Origin of the sequence: Paenibacillus maysiensis, from assembly GCF_000520815.1 — a bacterium.
Taxonomy (GTDB): domain Bacteria; phylum Bacillota; class Bacilli; order Paenibacillales; family Paenibacillaceae; genus Paenibacillus; species Paenibacillus maysiensis.
The window spans coordinates 1-17,177 of record NZ_ASRY01000048.1 but is presented as its reverse complement, the minus strand read 5'-3'; the positions used below and the strand labels follow the sequence as shown (position 1 = coordinate 17,177).

The 17,177-nt window shown below is 46.6% G+C and carries 18 protein-coding genes and 1 pseudogene; 15 read left to right on the top strand and 4 right to left on the bottom strand.

Features of this window, described 5'->3' with window-relative positions:
- Positions 1 to 142 precede the first annotated feature (142 nt).
- Both L696_RS0103700 and L696_RS0103695 read right to left on the bottom strand, forming a co-directional pair.
- Entirely contained in the window at positions 143 to 748 is a 606-nt protein-coding gene (locus L696_RS0103700) for a DedA family protein (RefSeq protein WP_025682454.1), read from the bottom strand.
- A 15-nt stretch (positions 749 to 763) separates the two neighbouring features.
- Positions 764 to 1,339 carry a class I SAM-dependent methyltransferase gene (locus L696_RS0103695; RefSeq protein WP_025682453.1) on the bottom strand — a complete coding sequence of 192 codons (576 nt, stop codon included), beginning with the start codon at positions 1,337 to 1,339 and terminating at the stop codon, positions 764 to 766.
- A 260-nt stretch (positions 1,340 to 1,599) separates the two neighbouring features.
- On the opposite strand from L696_RS0103695, the gene L696_RS0103690 reads away from it, so the two are divergent.
- The 5 genes from L696_RS0103690 to L696_RS0103670 all read left to right on the top strand — a co-directional run bounded on the left by L696_RS0103690 (position 1,600) and on the right by L696_RS0103670 (position 5,071).
- Positions 1,600 to 1,857, top strand: coding sequence for a hypothetical protein (locus L696_RS0103690; protein ID WP_025682452.1), 258 nt, complete (start codon positions 1,600 to 1,602; stop codon positions 1,855 to 1,857).
- 607 nt (positions 1,858 to 2,464) lie between these two features.
- Positions 2,465 to 2,890 carry a GNAT family N-acetyltransferase gene (locus tag L696_RS0103685; protein ID WP_025682451.1) on the top strand — a complete coding sequence of 142 codons (426 nt, stop codon included), beginning with the start codon at positions 2,465 to 2,467 and terminating at the stop codon, positions 2,888 to 2,890.
- A 119-nt stretch (positions 2,891 to 3,009) separates the two neighbouring features.
- Positions 3,010 to 3,501, top strand: a complete 492-nt coding sequence (locus L696_RS0103680) for an 8-oxo-dGTP diphosphatase (protein ID WP_025682450.1) — start codon at positions 3,010 to 3,012, stop codon at positions 3,499 to 3,501.
- 2 nt (positions 3,502 to 3,503) lie between these two features.
- A complete protein-coding gene (locus L696_RS0103675) occupies positions 3,504 to 4,511 on the top strand; it encodes a phosphotransferase family protein (protein WP_025682449.1) in 1,008 nt (335 codons plus the stop codon).
- A gap of 38 nt (positions 4,512 to 4,549) precedes the next feature.
- Positions 4,550 to 5,071, top strand: a complete 522-nt coding sequence (locus L696_RS0103670; protein WP_025682448.1) for a GNAT family N-acetyltransferase — start codon at positions 4,550 to 4,552, stop codon at positions 5,069 to 5,071.
- A 211-nt stretch (positions 5,072 to 5,282) separates the two neighbouring features.
- Here L696_RS0103670 and L696_RS0103660 read toward each other — a convergent pair whose 3' ends face one another.
- Entirely contained in the window at positions 5,283 to 6,902 is a 1,620-nt protein-coding gene (locus tag L696_RS0103660) for an alginate lyase family protein (protein WP_025682447.1), read from the bottom strand.
- Positions 6,903 to 7,356: 454 nt separating this feature from the next.
- Between L696_RS0103660 and L696_RS0103655 the strand changes: the two genes are divergently transcribed.
- The 5 genes from L696_RS0103655 to L696_RS0103635 all read left to right on the top strand — a co-directional run bounded on the left by L696_RS0103655 (position 7,357) and on the right by L696_RS0103635 (position 11,957).
- Entirely contained in the window at positions 7,357 to 8,391 is a 1,035-nt protein-coding gene (locus L696_RS0103655; protein ID WP_025682446.1) for an NAD(P)/FAD-dependent oxidoreductase, read from the top strand.
- A gap of 366 nt (positions 8,392 to 8,757) precedes the next feature.
- The gene (locus tag L696_RS0103650) at positions 8,758 to 9,423 is read left to right on the top strand and encodes an HD domain-containing protein (RefSeq protein ID WP_025682445.1); all 666 of its coding nucleotides are present in this window, start codon (positions 8,758 to 8,760) and stop codon (positions 9,421 to 9,423) included.
- A gap of 165 nt (positions 9,424 to 9,588) precedes the next feature.
- Positions 9,589 to 10,650 (top strand): SPFH domain-containing protein, encoded by a 1,062-nt coding sequence (locus L696_RS0103645; RefSeq protein WP_025682444.1) that lies wholly within the window; start codon positions 9,589 to 9,591, stop codon positions 10,648 to 10,650.
- Positions 10,647 to 11,699: an NAD(+)/NADH kinase gene (locus L696_RS0103640; protein WP_025682443.1), complete on the top strand. Its 1,053-nt coding sequence runs from the start codon at positions 10,647 to 10,649 to the stop codon at positions 11,697 to 11,699. The genes L696_RS0103645 and L696_RS0103640 overlap by 4 nt, the downstream gene beginning before the upstream one ends.
- 78 nt (positions 11,700 to 11,777) lie before the next feature.
- Complete coding sequence (locus L696_RS0103635) at positions 11,778 to 11,957, top strand: hypothetical protein (RefSeq protein WP_025682442.1); 180 nt, start codon at positions 11,778 to 11,780, stop codon at positions 11,955 to 11,957.
- Positions 11,958 to 12,058: 101 nt separating this feature from the next.
- On the opposite strand, the gene L696_RS0103630 is transcribed toward L696_RS0103635, so the two are convergent.
- The gene (locus L696_RS0103630) at positions 12,059 to 13,174 is read right to left on the bottom strand and encodes a LuxR C-terminal-related transcriptional regulator (protein ID WP_025682441.1); all 1,116 of its coding nucleotides are present in this window, start codon (positions 13,172 to 13,174) and stop codon (positions 12,059 to 12,061) included.
- Positions 13,175 to 13,484: 310 nt separating this feature from the next.
- Between L696_RS0103630 and L696_RS0103625 the strand changes: the two genes are divergently transcribed.
- From L696_RS0103625 to L696_RS0103605, 5 genes and pseudogenes are all read left to right on the top strand, one after another.
- Positions 13,485 to 14,270 carry a class I SAM-dependent methyltransferase gene (locus tag L696_RS0103625; RefSeq protein WP_209440930.1) on the top strand — a complete coding sequence of 262 codons (786 nt, stop codon included), beginning with the start codon at positions 13,485 to 13,487 and terminating at the stop codon, positions 14,268 to 14,270.
- Positions 14,257 to 15,342 (top strand): saccharopine dehydrogenase family protein, encoded by a 1,086-nt coding sequence (locus L696_RS0103620; RefSeq protein WP_025682439.1) that lies wholly within the window; start codon positions 14,257 to 14,259, stop codon positions 15,340 to 15,342. The genes L696_RS0103625 and L696_RS0103620 overlap by 14 nt, the downstream gene beginning before the upstream one ends.
- Positions 15,343 to 15,617: 275 nt before the next feature.
- Entirely contained in the window at positions 15,618 to 16,175 is a 558-nt protein-coding gene (locus tag L696_RS0103615; protein ID WP_025682438.1) for a DJ-1/PfpI family protein, read from the top strand.
- Positions 16,176 to 16,196: 21 nt separating this feature from the next.
- On the top strand, positions 16,197 to 16,910 hold the full coding sequence (locus L696_RS0103610; protein WP_025682437.1) for an HAD family hydrolase: 714 nt from the start codon (positions 16,197 to 16,199) through the stop codon (positions 16,908 to 16,910).
- Positions 16,907 to 17,177, top strand: a pseudogene (locus tag L696_RS0103605) (GNAT family N-acetyltransferase); the annotation flags it as partial. The gene L696_RS0103610 and the pseudogene L696_RS0103605, both read left to right, overlap by 4 nt.

Here is a 17,177-nt window from a genome sequence, read left to right as displayed (position 1 = left end):
AAGCGAAGCGGTCGCTTTTGTCCCCGGATTTCTACCTATAAAAGACTTTATTTCAGAAATCCGGGGGCGGTGGCGATGGGAAGCACCATCCGACTGCGTAGTGGCACTAAGGTAACTTTTAATTTATGTAGGCAAGTAACGCTTACTCCTCTGTTGTTCTCCTCCCCCAAACATATTTCATTATAAAAAATATAATGGCCAGTACCATGAGAAGCAACGCGATCTGTAAGCCATAATGATGTATAAGTTCTCCTGCGGTTTGTACATGATCGCCGAAGAAATGTCCGAGCAAAAAGAAGATTAGCGTCCAGATCAAGCCTGTTGAGTAAGAGAACAGAGCATAACGCTTGAAGCTCATTTTATTGATTCCGACAATATAAGGGATGATGTGACGGACAATCGGCAGGAAATAACTGATGCAAATGGTGAAATTACCATACTTATGTACCAAGTTTTCCGAAAATGTAATGTACTTGTCCATCTTCTTTTTTCGTCGTAAACGATCCAGAACGGTTGTGCCCAAGAATCTTCCCAATACATAACCTAAGGATAAGCCCGATATAACCCCTAGATATACGATGAAAAAGGCGAGTAACGGTTGAAGTATTCCCATGCTGGTTACAGCCCCGCCAGTCATCACAATCACTTCGTCTGGAATAGGCAGCCCCACGATCCCGAGCCATAGGGCAAAAAATAGTGCCGCATACCCATACTGCTCGATGATGGAAATTAAGTATTCAACGTCCATATCCATCCCCCTTGCTCATGCTTTTTTCCGGCAAACATAGACAAACGCGGGTGGAATGTTCATGGGCACAAACTTGATTTCCTCAATATCAAACCATTCCCCTAACTGCTGTTTCATTTGCTTGGAATATTGAAAGGCGATAAACATTCCCTGATCTTTGAGCGAGAGGTGAATCTGTTCTACAATTTGATCTCGCATCGCTTGGGGGAAATTAAAAAATGGCAGCCCGCTTATAATGCAGTCAAGCTGTTCAATTTCGGCATTTTGCATAGCACGTTGAAGCTCACGTGAGTCGGAATAACAAAGATAATTCGGAAATCTCTTTTTTAAATCTCGTTGCATCGTCTGATCCTTCTCAAAAAGTAGCACCTTGGTTTGTTCCCTGGCAGCAGACGGGATATACTGGGTAATTGCCCCGGTGCCAGCACCAAGCTCGGCAACGGTATGAACTTCACTCCATGGAATAGACTCAATCATTTTTTTGGCTAAAAATCTGGAACTTGGCGTTATACTGCCCACATATGCTGGCGAATGCAAAAATTTAAATAAGAATATAAATCTCTCGTGAACCAAATGACTAATACGGATCATGAACCGTTTCCCTACTTTCAATTTTCTGAATACGTTCGTTTATTCTCTGCTAAGAGTAACAAATTATACCTTTGCTTGCTCCTGTCTGGAGTAGGGTTCATATCCCCGCCCTGCGGCGGGGATTTTCCTTGACTATAGTCCAGGGAGCAGGGGCATAGATGTGAGCTTGTCCGATTTTGCGGGGTTTATCAGAATGTGAAGCATTCGATTGTGATTCATTTCTTTATAGGAAGACCTGTACAAATTCTAACGGGGCGAATGTGACGCTGAACGCGAACAATCAAACATTGCCGGGCAGCATTACTGCGGATAAACTCAGTTCCATTACAGCTAATCTGAAAAACAAGACAACCCTGAGAGGTGCTATTAATTCGGAAAACACAGCCCAATCGATTGCGTTAAATCTCGATAAAACAGACAAATGGGCCGTTACAGCGGATTCTTATCTGACCTCTTTGACAGACGGTGACACTAAACTCTCCAACATCGTGGATAAACGGACATACCATTTATTATGATGCAGGTGCGAGTGCAAATAGCTGGTTGAATGGGGAAACTATTACCCTGTCCGGTGGAACCTGCTTCTATCTTGTTACTGTATCTAAATATAGCCCTTGAGAAATGAAAAGGTGACTTTACATGGAAATATTTATACAATATAAAACAGTCACAGTTAATATAACCTTGCAATTTTTTTATGTTTAACTCAGGATGTCGTGGATTTTCAGATAAGATATGGAGTTGATCAAGAATGCGTATACGAAAAGGTTTTTCCATTTTGGATAAGTATTTTTGTGCATCAGAGCCTAATTCAATTTCGTAATTCATTTTCAAAATCCTTTAATTTGAAGCTTGTTCCATTGTCAAATTCTTTTTTTTGCATTCTTCATAGCTTGGATATCGCTGTCTGTAAGCGACTCATCGTCATATGGGATGTGAGAGTCTAAAGGGTGATTTATCAGACGTTTGATTAAGTCTGCAACCAGAGGGAAATGTTGACCACAAATAAAAAGAATATACCACTAATATATCATAGAAATAATGCAGGGTAGTAACAAGGGTGAAGCTTTAACGTGAATATCTATTTCAAGCGATGATAAATTTTTAATTTGGAGGAACTATGCCATGACATTGGAAAATCAAGTGAGTCGAAGCAGTAAGGATGAAGCGCGATTTATCAGGAATAAATTGATTGAATTTAATGCGAAGCACATACCTGAGGATATCCGAACCCGGTACGAGGAGATTAATCTTACCCTCAAAAGCGACGATGGTCAGGTGATCGGTGGACTTTTAAGTGTGCTGTGCTGGAACTGGGTAGAGGTTGATATTTTGTGGGTAGAGCAGAGCTACAGAGGGAAGGGCTATGGTTCACAGTTGCTTAGTGAGATCGAGCAAATCGCCAAAGATAAAAAGTGTACTTTTATACAACTCAACACGTTTACTTTTCAAGCACCCGATTTTTATGAAAAGCATGGGTACGAAGTGATCGGCGTCATTGATGATGCCCCCCGAGGCTTTAAGCACTATTATTATAAGAAAAATATCTAGCGAGGACTCTATATATGCGGGTAAAGGGAGTTAAAGTATGGGGAATACCATATTTAACCACAATATGTCGGCTGGAAAGATAGAAGTTATACTACTAAAGAATAGTGATAAAGAAAGGTATGATCGGATTGACCACGGAAGTGACACATAAAATATATACGATGTGCATGATTCAGGACGGAACCAAGGTATTGCTCATCAACAGACCGGATAAAAAAGGTTTTCCGGGTTACATTGCGCCAGGAGGGAAAGTAGAGTTTCCAGAGAGCATTGTCAATGGAGCCATTCGTGAAGTGAAGGAAGAAACCGGACTAACGGTTACGGAGATTGTATTTAAAGGAATTGACGAATATTGCGACCCGAGCCAAGGATTAAGATATATGGTCTTTAACTATTTAGCTACAGCATCTGAAGGAGTATTACTGGAAAATCCCCCTGAGGGAGAACTGCTATGGGTAGATATGAAGGAAGCGCTAGACTTGCCGATGCAGGATTGGTTTAAGCGGAGATTTCCGTTGTTTTTCGAGCCGGGAACGTTTGAGGTTAGTTTAGTTTGGCTGGCGGATACCGACGAAACGATGGAAGCAACGGTCAAAAATTATGGGGTATAGAGATGACGACGACCATTTATTTTTCATCTAAGCGATTGGGGGAGGTCACGGCTGATCAATTGCAACGGATGCTGGATCGTTTTGATTTGGGGCGTCTGCTATCTTTCGGAAAAACGGCAGAAGGAGTGATGGGACAAACTCTCTATATTTCCTCAACGGCTGGACAGTTTGTGTTAAAGGGCAACCCGCTTTTTTCGGGACAATGGGTGGAAGAAAGATTTATGGTGGAGCAGCTGCACACACGGACTTCAATTCCTGTGCCAACTCCGTATCTTGTGGATGAAACCGGGGACATTTTTGGCTGGAGCTATGCTGTTATGCCCCGTTTAGACGGTCAGCACATACATACACCCGAGTTGCAGGCGAAATGGACTCCGCTGGCTAAACAACAGATTGCTGAGATGCTTGCTTCTGTACTGTTGGAGCTTCACAGCTGGAAGGTTGAGATCAGTGGAGAGCTGGATACAATCAGTCTGGCTATTCGTCCTTTTGAAGTTTCTTATCGGGCGTGGTTGTATGGGCGGATTCGATACTGGCTAGAAGATGCCCAAAAGTACTCGGACATTTCTACACAGGATATGGCATGGGTAGAGTGTATTTTGGAAGACGCACGCCAAGCATTCGATGATCTGGATACCAGTACATTCGTGATGGGGGATTTTAAACCACAAAATTTCCTTGTGCAAAACGGGGATAACGGCTGGAAAGTCAGCGGGCTTTTTGATTTTACGACAGCCTATTTTGGTGACGGAGTTGCAGACCTTCCGAAAATAACCATAATGTATTTGGAGAATGGAGAGGAAGAACTGGCCAGACGCTTTCTTACAGCTTATTTGAAAGGGATGGAAACCCAAAAAGGATTTGCTGAGCGCTTCCGGGTGCATATGCTGCATCAGCAGATTCTAAATTGGGGCTGTGCCAAAGCGATGAAGCAAGTCACTTGGGATGACAAGCTTTCTTTTGCAGATTGGGCTCGGAAATTCACGGATATTGAGGGTTATGAACACTAGGCAGAAGAATTGGATTTTAATATGAGGAAGTGATTGACGTGCAAACAGTCAGATTGGTAAAGCCGGAAAACGTATGGAAAGAGGCCTATCTTTCTTTTTATGAGGATTGGAAAAAGAGTCAGGAGCTTATGGTACCGTGGGTGATTTCTACAGAACCGTATGATTTTGAAGGTATGCTGACGTTTTTGAGCAATCAGGAAAATGGAATTGACCTGCCCGAGGGCTGGGTCAAAACCTCAACGTACTGGCTGGTGACTGCCACTGAGCAGGTCGTCGGAGTGGTGAACATCAGGCATAATCTTAATGAAAAGCTGTTGAATGCCGGAGGGCACATCGGCTACGGTATCTGTCCTTCCGCACGGGGGAATAGCTACGCGGTTAGTATGCTTGCGTTGGCACTGGAAAAAGCAAAAGAGCTGGGGATTTCCAGAGCCTTGGTCGTATGCGACTCCGATAATATCGCCTCCAAAAAGACAATCCTTCGCAATGGAGGAACACCGGACAAGGATTACATTGATGAAGATGGAAAACGTATGAATCGATTTTGGATAGAACTGTAAGCAGTATATATACGATGAACAGGAATGTGCAGGCGTAATATATAAATTACATTTCGGTGATAGGCAGATAGGGTGGATACATTCATGAAGGGAAAGAAGAAAGGGGCGAGTCCAATTCCGCTTGGTGGCATTCTGGACTCGCCTTTTTTGATGATTAAAGTGAAGACATATATCCTGAATTCGAAAAAATGCTCAGTCCAGCTTATATGAGCTATTTTTGAGGCAATACAATAAACCGTTCGTTATCTGTATTGCTGGCTGATGCACTGGCACGCAGTTGGTTATCGCTAGTAATGCTCACAAAAAGTTGTTTCTTTTGCGATTGCAGTGTAATTAATCCGTTAGCCGCTTGGGAAACGATAAATTTCTCTGCGTCTCCTGCTGTTGCACTTCCGGCGGTAAGTAGCTGATCATCGCCTACGGATACGTAGGAGCCTGTTCTTTCGGACTTAAAGGTGTAGAGCTTGTTGCCTATATACTCCAGCGTAAAGGTTTCCGGCTTTTTAATATTACTTTGATCATCCGTTTTAAAACGGTCGGTTTGCACAGTTAACGGTGCATTTTTGGAAGGAACCGTGACGACGAGCTTGTTTTGGCTCCTTGGCGCAAGGGCTACTTTTGTAGATGTCATTTGACGACGGTTATCTTGAGCGCTTAGTAATCCGCCGTAGGATAGATGGTCATTGGTATACCCTTCCAGCTTGACCGTGTCTATAACCTCGCGGGTATAAGTAAGGTTGGAGGCGGGCAAACCTGCTTTATTACGCAAAAAATTGTATGCTTGCTCATACATGGGTCGGAATTCTCCACGGTTATTCGGGGATACCTTGCTGTAACGTCCAGTTCTCCCGTTGGAATCTGTTACATTGCCATTAAACGGAACCGTGTATCCCAAATTATACTTCGCTGTGTATTCTAGACCTTTGACAAGCAGGTTTGAACCGTTCGGGTAGGAATACATATCCGCTCCATTGGCATTGACAGAACGTTGGTTAAAGCCTACTTCAGCCGCTTGTACGAGCAGACCTACTGCCAGTTGATTGTGCCCCTGATCGCGTCCAGCTTCCTGTGTCTGTCCCTCACTTGTTTGAATAAAGTTTTGAATTGCGCCATGTCCTTGTCCATTCTTGTAATAATCTACGGCTGTATTGTAAATGGCTTGGTCGTTCATCCATACCCCGTAATCCATCACAAACAGCATACACAGTGCTTCCTGCGCAGCATCCTTCACAAATCCTTTCAGGTATCCAAAATCGCTAACGTTCGGGTAAAATACGTTTGTCATAAGTGCCGAAAAGCGATTCATATCGCGCTGTTGCCAGCCCGCATTGGAGTACCGCAAAATTTCCGCTGCATTGAGCAGCTTATAGCCGTTCAAGCCTGCGGTAATAAAAGCTTCATTGCCCTCGATGCTCTGAAGGGTGCTGGACCAGCCATTCAAAATCGCAATCGCCTTATTTGCGTGTGCCTGATCTCCTGTAATGTACCATTGGATGGCATGATAGTATGCGGCGGAAGAGTCATTTTCCAACTCGTAGGTCCCAGAGGTACCGTGGCTACGATCTGCCCGATAAACGACATTTTGGGGTCTGGGCGTATAGTTTAAGGAGGCCAGACTATTGTCGCGCAAAATATTCCATTCTTCGATCCACGGGGAGGCTTGCGCAGCCACCTGGGCTTTCATTTGATCCAGCTCACTCCGGGTATGTTGCATACCCGGATGAATGAAAGGCTTGTCCTCCGCATGGATACTGACAGGTGGATACGTGAAGCTAAAGAGCAGCAAGGTTACAAGTGAGAATAGGAACATCCTCCATTGTTTGGGTTTCATAGAATCTCTCCTCCTCATCATGATTTGTTTTATCTTCCAACATATCCCTATTATCGGTTAGAGCTATAATATATTTTAGGTTTAAGTAATGAGCTTTCAAAGGAATACCTTGGTTCTCGTAGAATATTTGGGAAACGAACGGTATAGGTGGTATTGTCAACCATATCATGGTGCATGTGCGTAGAAACGCAGCCAGACTCATAGATCCGACGATTACATATAAGCAAGGTATGGAGGATAGCTGAGAAAGCGTTCCGTGCTATAGTGCAGCAATCCCTCTGAATACCCAGGAGAATGAGAGAAAGTAACATCCATATAAACCGTATAAAAATGTAGTTCCAAGGTCGCAAAAGTCTCCGAAGCGGATATGTTTTTAATTCTTAATTGATATTGATAATTATTATCACTTATAATAGAAGCAGACATATCACGTTAAGGTTGGGAGAGTTGCAGAGTGACAGAGTCCTTGGAATTATATGATGTAACGATAATCGGCGGTGGTCCTGCCGGTATGTATACTGCATTTTACAGCGGAATGAGGGATATGAAGACCAAGCTGATCGAAGCCAAGCATGAGCTGGGCGGACGGATGTGCATTTACCCGGAGAAGATGATTTGGGATGTAGGAGGTGTCACGCCGATATTATGTGAAAAGCTGATCGATCAGCTAGAGCAGCAGGCGCGGACATTCGAGCCTACGATTGTGCTGGGACAGCAGATCACAGGTTTGGATCGGCAAGAGGATGGAACGTTCCTGCTGACCTCTGCGACAGGGGAACAGCATTGGACACGTACGATAGTTTTGGCAGTAGGCTATGGCATTCTCAAAATGGCCAAGCTGGAGATTGAAGGCGCTGACCGCTATGAGGTTACGAACTTGCATTATACTGTGCAAGAATTGGAGCCGTTCCGAGGCAAGCATGTCCTGATTTCTGGCGGAGGCGACTCGGCTGTGGATTGGGCGAATGAGCTGGAGCCTATTGCCGCGAGTGTGACGGTAGTCCATCGTCGAGAGCATTTTGGCGGACATGAGAAAAATATAGTTCGCATGAAAGCGTCTTCTGTCCAAGTCCTGACACCTTATGCGGTGAGCCAGCTACATAGTAACAATGGCGAGACGATTGAACAGGTGACGATCAGCCATATAGAGACGGGGGAAACACAGATATTGAACGTCGATGCAATCATTGTGAATCATGGTCTGAAATCCGACTTCGGCCCGCTTCGGGATTGGGGACTGGATATGGGTGAGTGGCACGCCAGAGTGAGTGAGAAGCTGGAAACGAATCTGCCGGGGATTTTTGCCGCAGGCGATTTTGTGGAGTACGGAAGCAAGCTGTATCTGATTGCAGGTACATTCACGGATGCTGCTCTTGCGCTGAACAGCGCCAAGCTGTACATTGATCCCGCAGCAGATAAAGTGGCCTATGTATCTTCCCACAACAGCCGCTTCAAAGAAAAAAACCGCGAGCTTGGTGTCGTGGAATAAGATACGAAAATAAGTTTAATAGAATAGGAATAGGGTAGGCAAAATGCAAAAGAACTTCTATGATCACTAACTTCCATCACAAAGTTGGATGCCATACACATTATAGAATAAAATGGAGTAGGCGGAATGGTGCTGTACAGGCGAAGCGGTCGCGATGGGAAGCACCATCCGACTGCGCAGTGGCACGATATGAGACTTTTAAGTTCCGGCTTTGGAAGCTTTGCTTGTACATAACAAGGAGCAGAGTATGTCCGCCCGCAAGGCGCTTTCGATGATCCGTAGTAAGCAAATGAATAAGCAAAAGAACAAGGATTAGAAATTAAAATAGCCTGCCATGGAATACAAGGCGGGAGCGGAAGGTGACTTATGGAGAATCGAACAGAGCAACAGGAAGCTATTTTAGCAGATATTATTCAAAAGGCAGAACTCTATGTACAGCAGCAGTTGGAGCATGACCACAGTGGTCACGATTGGTGGCACATTGACCGGGTGAGAAAGCTTTCCCTCGAAATTGCTGCCAAAGAAGGCGCAGATTCGTTTATTTGTGAACTGGCAGCGCTACTGCATGATGTAGCGGATGAAAAATTAAACGACTCCAAACAAGCGGGGCTGGATAAAGTGGAGCACTGGCTGCGTCTGCATGTAAGCGATCCGGGCGTGATTACGCATGTGATGACCATTATCGCTACAATGTCCTACAACGGTGGGCAAAATCCGCCTATGAATACGCTGGAAGGTCAGGTTGTGCAGGATGCAGATCGGCTGGATGCACTTGGAGCGATTGGCATTGCGAGGACTTTTATGTATGCAGGCTCAAAAGGCAGCATGATGCATCACCCGGAAAAGGATTTTTCACAGCATGCTTATCGTGCTACGGGGAAAAGTGCCATATACCATTTTTACGAAAAGCTGTTAAAGCTCAAGGATTTAATGAATACCACGTATGCCAAGGAGTTGGCGGCTGTCCGGCATCAATGGATGGAGATGTATTTGGAGCAGTTTTACAGAGAGTGGAATGTGAATGATAAATAAGGTATTTCAATAAGGCTGTTTCCTCTAACCGAGTGTATCGGAGGGGAAGCAGCTTTTTATATAAATGTCATATTGATATTATTGAGAATGTATGCTATTTTATTGTTAATAACTAATTGATAATAACAAAATAATAAAAACTATAACGAAGGCGAGGCATCTGCCATGTTCGGATTTAATTTTGTGAAATTTCAGCCCAGTGAGTATGTGATGAAGGTGAGAAACGGGAAAGTAGTTCGGGAAGGGGTGGGATTATCCTTTTATTATTACGCTCCAACAACCTCGGTCGTCGTCGCTCCTGTATCTTCTATTGATGTGCCGTTCATATTTGAGGAAATGACCCATGATTTTCAGGCGGTGACTGTGCAGGGGCAACTAACCTATCGGATTGTGGATTACCGGAGAACGACGCAGATTTTGAATTATACGTATGATTTGAAGGCCAAACGCTACATTTCGGATGACCCGGGCAAGCTGGCTCAACGGGTGATTAACATTGCCAAGGTGCTCACCAAAAAATATCTGGAGCGTATCCCGCTCAAAGAAGCTGTCCAATCCAGTGAACGTTTGGCCCAAAGTATGGCGAAGGATATCGCTCAGCATGCGGAAATCGAAAAGCTTGGCATTGAGGTCATGGGCCTGTCGATTTTGGCGATTTTACCAAATAAAGAAACGATGAGAGCGCTGGAGGCGCAGGCGAGGGAGGAAATTCTTCGCAATGCGGATCACGCCCTGTATGAGCGTCGGAACGCTTCCATTGAGCAAGAGCGGCGTGTGAAGGAGAATGAGCTGAATACCGAAATTGCAGTAGAGACGAAAAAGAAGCAAATCCGCGAAACCCAGCTCGATGCCGAACGTTCAGTAAAGCAGAAGCAAAGCGAGATGAAGGAGGAGCAACTGCGTTTTGACACGGCTTTGGAGGAGAAAAAACGTGAGCTGATTGAGCTGACCGTAACGAATAAAAAGGCGGAAGCCGATGCCAAAGCCTATGAGCTGACAGCAGTCATGAAATCGTTGCAGGATGTCGAGCCGAACGTGCTTCAGGCTATGGCGAACATGGATATGAGTCCGGATAAGCTGATTGCCATTGCATTTCAGGAGCTTGCAGAAAATGCAGGGAAAATCGGTCAGTTAAACATTACACCGGATTTGTTGCAAGGTCTGATGTCGGGTACGGGAACAGGCGGATCGGAAGGAACAAGAGGATCGGGAGGAAGAGTGCGATGAGCAGTCGGATGACAGAGCACAAGATCATTTTGGTGAAGCGTAAAACACGTCTGGAGGAACTGATTGTCCGGTATAACACGGTGCAGCAGGCCCGGTTTTTTATAGAACGGCTAGGCGCGGATTTTAGTGATTATGTGCTGGAGGATGAAAATTACCGCAGAGCGGTAGCAACGGCAACTTCGGAGTTGACAGCCTTGGGGCGGGTTCAGATTGTGGAGCGGGAGCATGTGCCCAACTTTATTTTTGGTGAGCAGGATACAGTGGTGGTGCTGGGTCAGGACGGGCTGGTGGCTAACACGTTAAAATACTTGACCGAGCAGCCGTTGATCGGTGTGAATCCAGATCCATTGCGTTGGGACGGGGTACTGCTGCCGTTTACGGTATCGGATTTGCGCTGGGTTGTGCCAGATGTGTTCGTGCGCAGACGTCCGATCAAGGAGGTTACGCTGGCTAAGGCCCAGCTCAATGATGGTCAGTCGTTGTATGCGGTGAACGATTTGTTCATCGGACGCAAAACTCATGTTTCTGCAAGATATGAGCTGAGGCTGGAGGATCAGGTAGAGCAGCAGTCATCCAGCGGCATCATCGTGTCGACGGGGCTGGGCGCGACGGGCTGGCTGACCAGCGTGCTTGCTGGGGCGGCCGGAATTGTCGGCAGCGCTACGCAGCGTCCGATTTCGCTGACTCCAGATCATCTGATGTCAGGCGCAGCCTTCCATCCAGAAGCAGCGGCAGATGGGCGAAGACGAAGCCGGGGGAGCAACGGGCGCGACTATAGCGGGAATGATAACGATCATCATGATAACCGCGCAACGTGGAGTTCGCCATCATTATATTTTACGGTGAGAGAGCCCTTTCCCAGTCGGACGACTGCTGCGGATCTGGTGTTTGGTCAGGTGGAGGCCGGAAAGCCGCTGCGGATTGCTTCGCAGATGCCGGAACATGGAGTCATTTTCAGCGATGGAGTAGAAAGCGACTTTCTGGAGTTTAATGCCGGGATTGAGGCGACCATTGGTCCGGCAGAGAAAAAAGGGCATCTGGTCGTGTAGAGGTTTGCACAGGGCGGCAATGGGGAATGTTGAGTAAGGTACACATCAATCAGATGAAGTTAAAAAGGAGGAATCAATATGAGCGACCACACTCAAGACGAAGCGAAAATCCGCAACAAGAAGAACGAGGACGGAGATTCCTTGATGGAGAAAAATAAGCTGGAAAACGGCGTCGATATCGAGCCGGAGGCTGACGAATGGATTGCGAAGCCTTCACCTGTGTCCTACGATGATACGAAATCCTCCTCGAACCAATAAGGCTCTTGCGAACAAAGAGAGCAGACATGCAAAGACAGATGATCCTTAATCGGGTCATCTGTCTTTTTGGCATGCATTTATTGTGGATAGGAGAATTGAAATTAGTTGAATCTGGAATATACCTTCCATACCAGCTCGCGGCGGCTGCTTACATCGGTTTTCAAGAAAATCGCTTTCAGATGATCTTGCACCGTGTAGGCTGAAATATGAAGTGCGCTTGCCAGCTCTCGGGTCGATAAGCCTTGAACAATGAGCCGGACAATTTGTCTTTCCCGCTCGGACCATGCATACATCTCGGCCATAAGCGGAAGCATTTCAGAGGCTTTAGCAGGTTCAAACCATACAGCAAGTTGATGCTCACCATTACTTCGCTGTCCGCCTTGAAGGAGGGTGGCTCTGAGTGTTACCCACGGGGTTCCCGCGTCTGCGGAGGGAATACATAGTTTGGCTGGTGATGCGGAAGTAGTGAAAGCTCCCGGAAGGGCTGTGGATAGTGCCCGAAAGCATACCGCCCGAACGGGCGCGGGGAGGCTACTTTCGTCGATACCTTCCTGCTGCCGAAGCAAATTTAGCCACTGGTCTGCCGTTGGATTGGAGGAAATCAGCTCCAGCTTGCCGGAAAGCACCAGAACCCCTGGCTCCATATCATTTTCCATCATTATACCGGGGTCTGGAGATAAGCCCACACTGGCCTGACGCAAATGGTAGGCTATAGACGGCGCTAAGGCTTCAAGAAGCTGCTGGTCCTCTTCACTAAATACCGGCTTTGTATGATGGCGAAACAACGTGAGGAATCCCCAGCAGCTTCCTTTGTACATTAAAGGAACGCGTAGCTCATCCCCGAATCCGGCAGGCTGCAAAACATCCCTGTAGCGTGCGCTCCGACCCGGTTCACCTTCCGTGGCTCCGTTGAGAGACGCTATGGAATGCCCCTCCCGTACTAACTGTTCGTATTTCATTACATCATTGCGCAGATATTCGTATTCTAATAGCTTGTAATGAATATCACCCACGCCAGATTCGGTAAATGCACCTGTGGAAAGCAGCGTATGCGGATCTACCGAGGTACAGCATGCCGCATCGAATGAAACCTGAGTACGCAAACGGTCGATGAGCGTATGTTTGTACGCTTGGGATGAAGGAGCTTTTTCTCCCAGTCGAATGATTTGCTGTCGAGCATCCTTTAGCTGTGCCAATGGTGTGTATTGTGCGTTCATAGATTGCTCCTATCGTAAAAAGCTGGAGTTTCGCAAAATTGTATCGAAGTAAATCCCACATCTATGGGATGGTGGATATACGTGTGGTCGTTATAATTGAGAATGATTCTTAATTAAATCAACAATATACGAATGCTCGGGGAAGATCAAGGCAAAATGTAAGGCCAGTCGCATCTTTTTCCAACTATTCGAATCTTGGAGGGAACGATATATGGAATATAGCAGCAGTAAGCCAAACGATCCTATGGACGCTCATCACACAGGCAACAGTCATCATACAAGCGCTGAACATACGATTCCTAACCAGTCTATGAGCTGGAACGATCCGAATGTACGCAAGTACCCGGACACGATTGCTTTAAAAATACCAGGATATGCTCATCTGTATGAGATGACTGACCGCTTGATAACCGCACAGCTTGAGGCTCAGGCCCGCACGCAGGCCGCAGATCCGAATGTACTAATCATCGGGGCTGGCGGTGGTCAGGAGCTGATCACGCTCGGAGGACAACATTCGGCATGGTCTTTTACGGCAGTTGATCCATCCGAACGCATGCTGGATTTGGCACGTCAGCGTGTGGCGCAAGCGGGTATAAGGTCAAAAATATCTTTTGTCACAGGTACGTTGGGAGAGCTTAACGGAGAACTACTCCAAGAACAGCCCATTGAGCAGTCTGGAAAACAGACCGAGGAAGTACACGCGGAGCTGAATTATGATGCGGCCACCTGCCTGCTGGTGCTTCATTTTCTTCACAGCATGGAGAGCAAACGGGCACTGCTACAGCAGATATCCGCTCGTCTCAAACCGGGCGCGCCTTTTTGCCTGGCCTCCATCAATGGAAATCCACAGGAGCCTGCTTTTGCCATTCAAATGCAGGCGTGGAAAAGCCATATGCTGGATCAGGGCATTCCTCTGGAGGATTGGGAGCGATTCGCTGCTTCCATTGGACGTGAGTCCGACCCGGTGTCCAATACGGCTATACAGGAAATGCTGGTGGATGCAGGCTTTACCCATATCACCCGGTATTTTGGTGCATTTTTAGTGAACGCGTGGTTTGCGGTTAAAGGAGGAGAATCTACTCATGACAAAGGATAATATCATCATCATTGGCGGATACGGTCATGTCGGAAAAATTTTATGCACAGAACTAAGTGAAATGTTTCCCGGCAAGGTGTTTGCCGCAGGGCGCAGTATGGAACGTGCCACTGAATTCAGCAAGCAATCGGGTGGTAAGGTGCTGCCTTTACAGCTTAATATTCATGAGCCGATAGACCCGTCGATTTTAAAGCAGGCCAAGATCGTTATCATGTGTTTGGATCAGGAAAATACCGACTTGGTACGTGCCTGCCTTCAGCATGGGGTGCATTATATGGATATTACCGCGAATGCAGCTTTCTTGAGTCAGGTGGAACAGTGTCATCAGGAGGCACGAGCTTATCAGGCTACTGCCCTGCTAAGTGTGGGGTTGGCCCCCGGACTGACGAATCTGTTGGCGCTGCAAGCGACGCAGCTTATGGACCAGACAGATGAGTTGAACATATCTCTGATGCTGGGCTTGGGAGACAAACACGGTCAGGCTGCCATTGAATGGACAGTGGATCAGATTCATACGGATTTGGAGGTTATGGAACAGGGGCGCCCGGTGATTCGAAAAAGCTTTAGCGACGGGCGAGTGGCAGATTTCGGCGCAGGTGTGGGACGCCATCGCGCATATCGTTTTCCTTTTTCCGATCAGCAGACACTTCCACATACGCTCGACATTCCCACGGTCAGCACCCGTCTGTGCTTCGATTCGCGGTTGACGACCCGCCTTCTGGCAGGGCTTCGGACCACAGGAATATCGGGTCTGCTTCGACGGTCGTCCGTGCGTAATGCAGTAGTTCGCAGCTTTAGCAAGCTGCATCTGGGAGGGAACGCGGTGGCGGTCAAGGTGGACGCACGAGGAACTCTTCATGGTAAGGAAACGAAAGTCGAATGCCAACTAAGGGGACATCATCAATCCGATTTAACCGCCAAGGCAGCCGTCTTTGCAGCGCTAGCGCTATACCGCTCTGAGCTTCCTCATGGTGTATTTCACATGGAGCAGTGTTTTTCGTGGAATCGCATGCGGGAATGGCTGGGGCAGCAGGTAGCCGTAGATATTCAGGTGAATGGACAGCAAGTATAGAAGTCATATTTTCTGACCCAAGAGGGACTTATGTCATCCAAGCTTATTCGGCAACTCATTGCGAATGGGTCTTGGATTTCTTTTCCTGTTAGATTACACTAGAAAGAAGTACATATTTTTGGAAGGACCTGAGACAACTCAGATAGATTCGGCAGAAGTGTTATGAAGAAATTGATTTTGATTCTGTAAAGAAAGTTCGATTTTGGAGCAGCTTGTGTGAATGAATGGCCAGAAAGCTGTGTAATTATTCTTATTTTATGAGGAGTACATGTGGCATGAAAACATACGTATTTATTTACGAAGGTTTTGTACAGTTTGAAATCATGTTGGCAACATATTTTTTAAGAACACGTGGAGAAATTATCCCTTTTGCGATTAGCAAAGATCCTGTTACTTCATACGAGGGTTTTTCAATTCTTCCGTTTTGCCCAATAGAACAAGTGGATATGGAGAGTGTGGATCTGCTGGTTATTCCGGGTGGTGACATAAGCGGAGTTGTCGCGAATAAGCATCTGCACAAATTGCTCCAGCAGTTGCATCAGAATAAAAAAGGGATCGGGGCTATTTGTGGAGGTACATTATTGTTGGGTCAGGCGGGGGTGCTGAATGGGCGCTCATTTACGACTAACGTAGTTGAAGAGATGGAGAAGCTTGGCCCGCAGGGAACATTCGTAAATACCAATGTTGTTACAGATGGACATATTGTTACAGCCAAGGCCAACGCCTATGTGGATTTTGGTATTGAATTGGGAAAGCTCATGGACATTTACGAAAATGAGCAGGATCTGGAAGAGACTATTTCATTTTTTAAGTATTTTGAACCGTTAAATTAGAACGAAGGAAGGGAGTTCGTGATGTCCATAGAAGCGATTATTTTTGATCTGGATAATACGCTGATTCATCGTAAACAGGCGTTTGCGGCATATACGGAGCGTTTTGTGGAACGATTCATTGTGGCGGAAGACCCGGCGAGCCGGGCTGCTACAGTCGAACACATACGCTTGGCGGATCAGGATGGATATCGGGACAAAAGGGAGCTGTATACGGAGCTGCATGCAGCTTTGGAACTGAAAAATCCAGATACGACGGTGCAGGAAATGCTGGGCTTTTGGTATGGTGAATTTCATAAGTTTACGGTACTGATGGACGGGACCAAGGAAGTGCTGTCCGAGTTGAGGTCGCGGGGCTTGAAGCTTGGCATCATCACCAATGGCTCACTCCGCACGCAACAAGCAAAGATCAACCGTGTGATGCTGAAGGACTACTTTGATTCCATTATCGTCTCGGGAGGCGTCCACGTCGAGAAGCCTAATCCTCGCATATTCGAGTTGGCATTAAAGGAGCTTGGGATAACAGACCCCGGCAACGTCTGGTATGTAGGCGATCATCCGACAAATGATATTCGTGGTGCCCAAAGCGCGGGTTTGCATACGATCTGGCTGGAGGGCTTTATGCCGTGGCAGGAAACGGGTATTGTACCGGATTACAGGATTGGCAGTTTGCGTGAAATCATCGGTTGGCTGGATCATGCCAGCTATTCGGGGAATATGGAGGAGGGAGCATCATGAGTAAGGTGCAGACGGATCAGACTAGCCCCATCTTATTATCGTTTCCGGAGCAATTCCAGACAGAACGGTTGACAATTCGCGCTCCACAGTGGGGCGATGGAGCGAAGGTCAATGAAGCGATCCGGGAGAGTGTGGATGAATTGCGTCTTTGGCTGCCTTTTGCGAGAAATCTTCCTACGCCGGAGGAATCTGAAATCCGCTCACGCCAAGCCAGACTTCAATTTCTGGACCGGTCTGACATGATGTTGTACGTATTTGATACGGCAT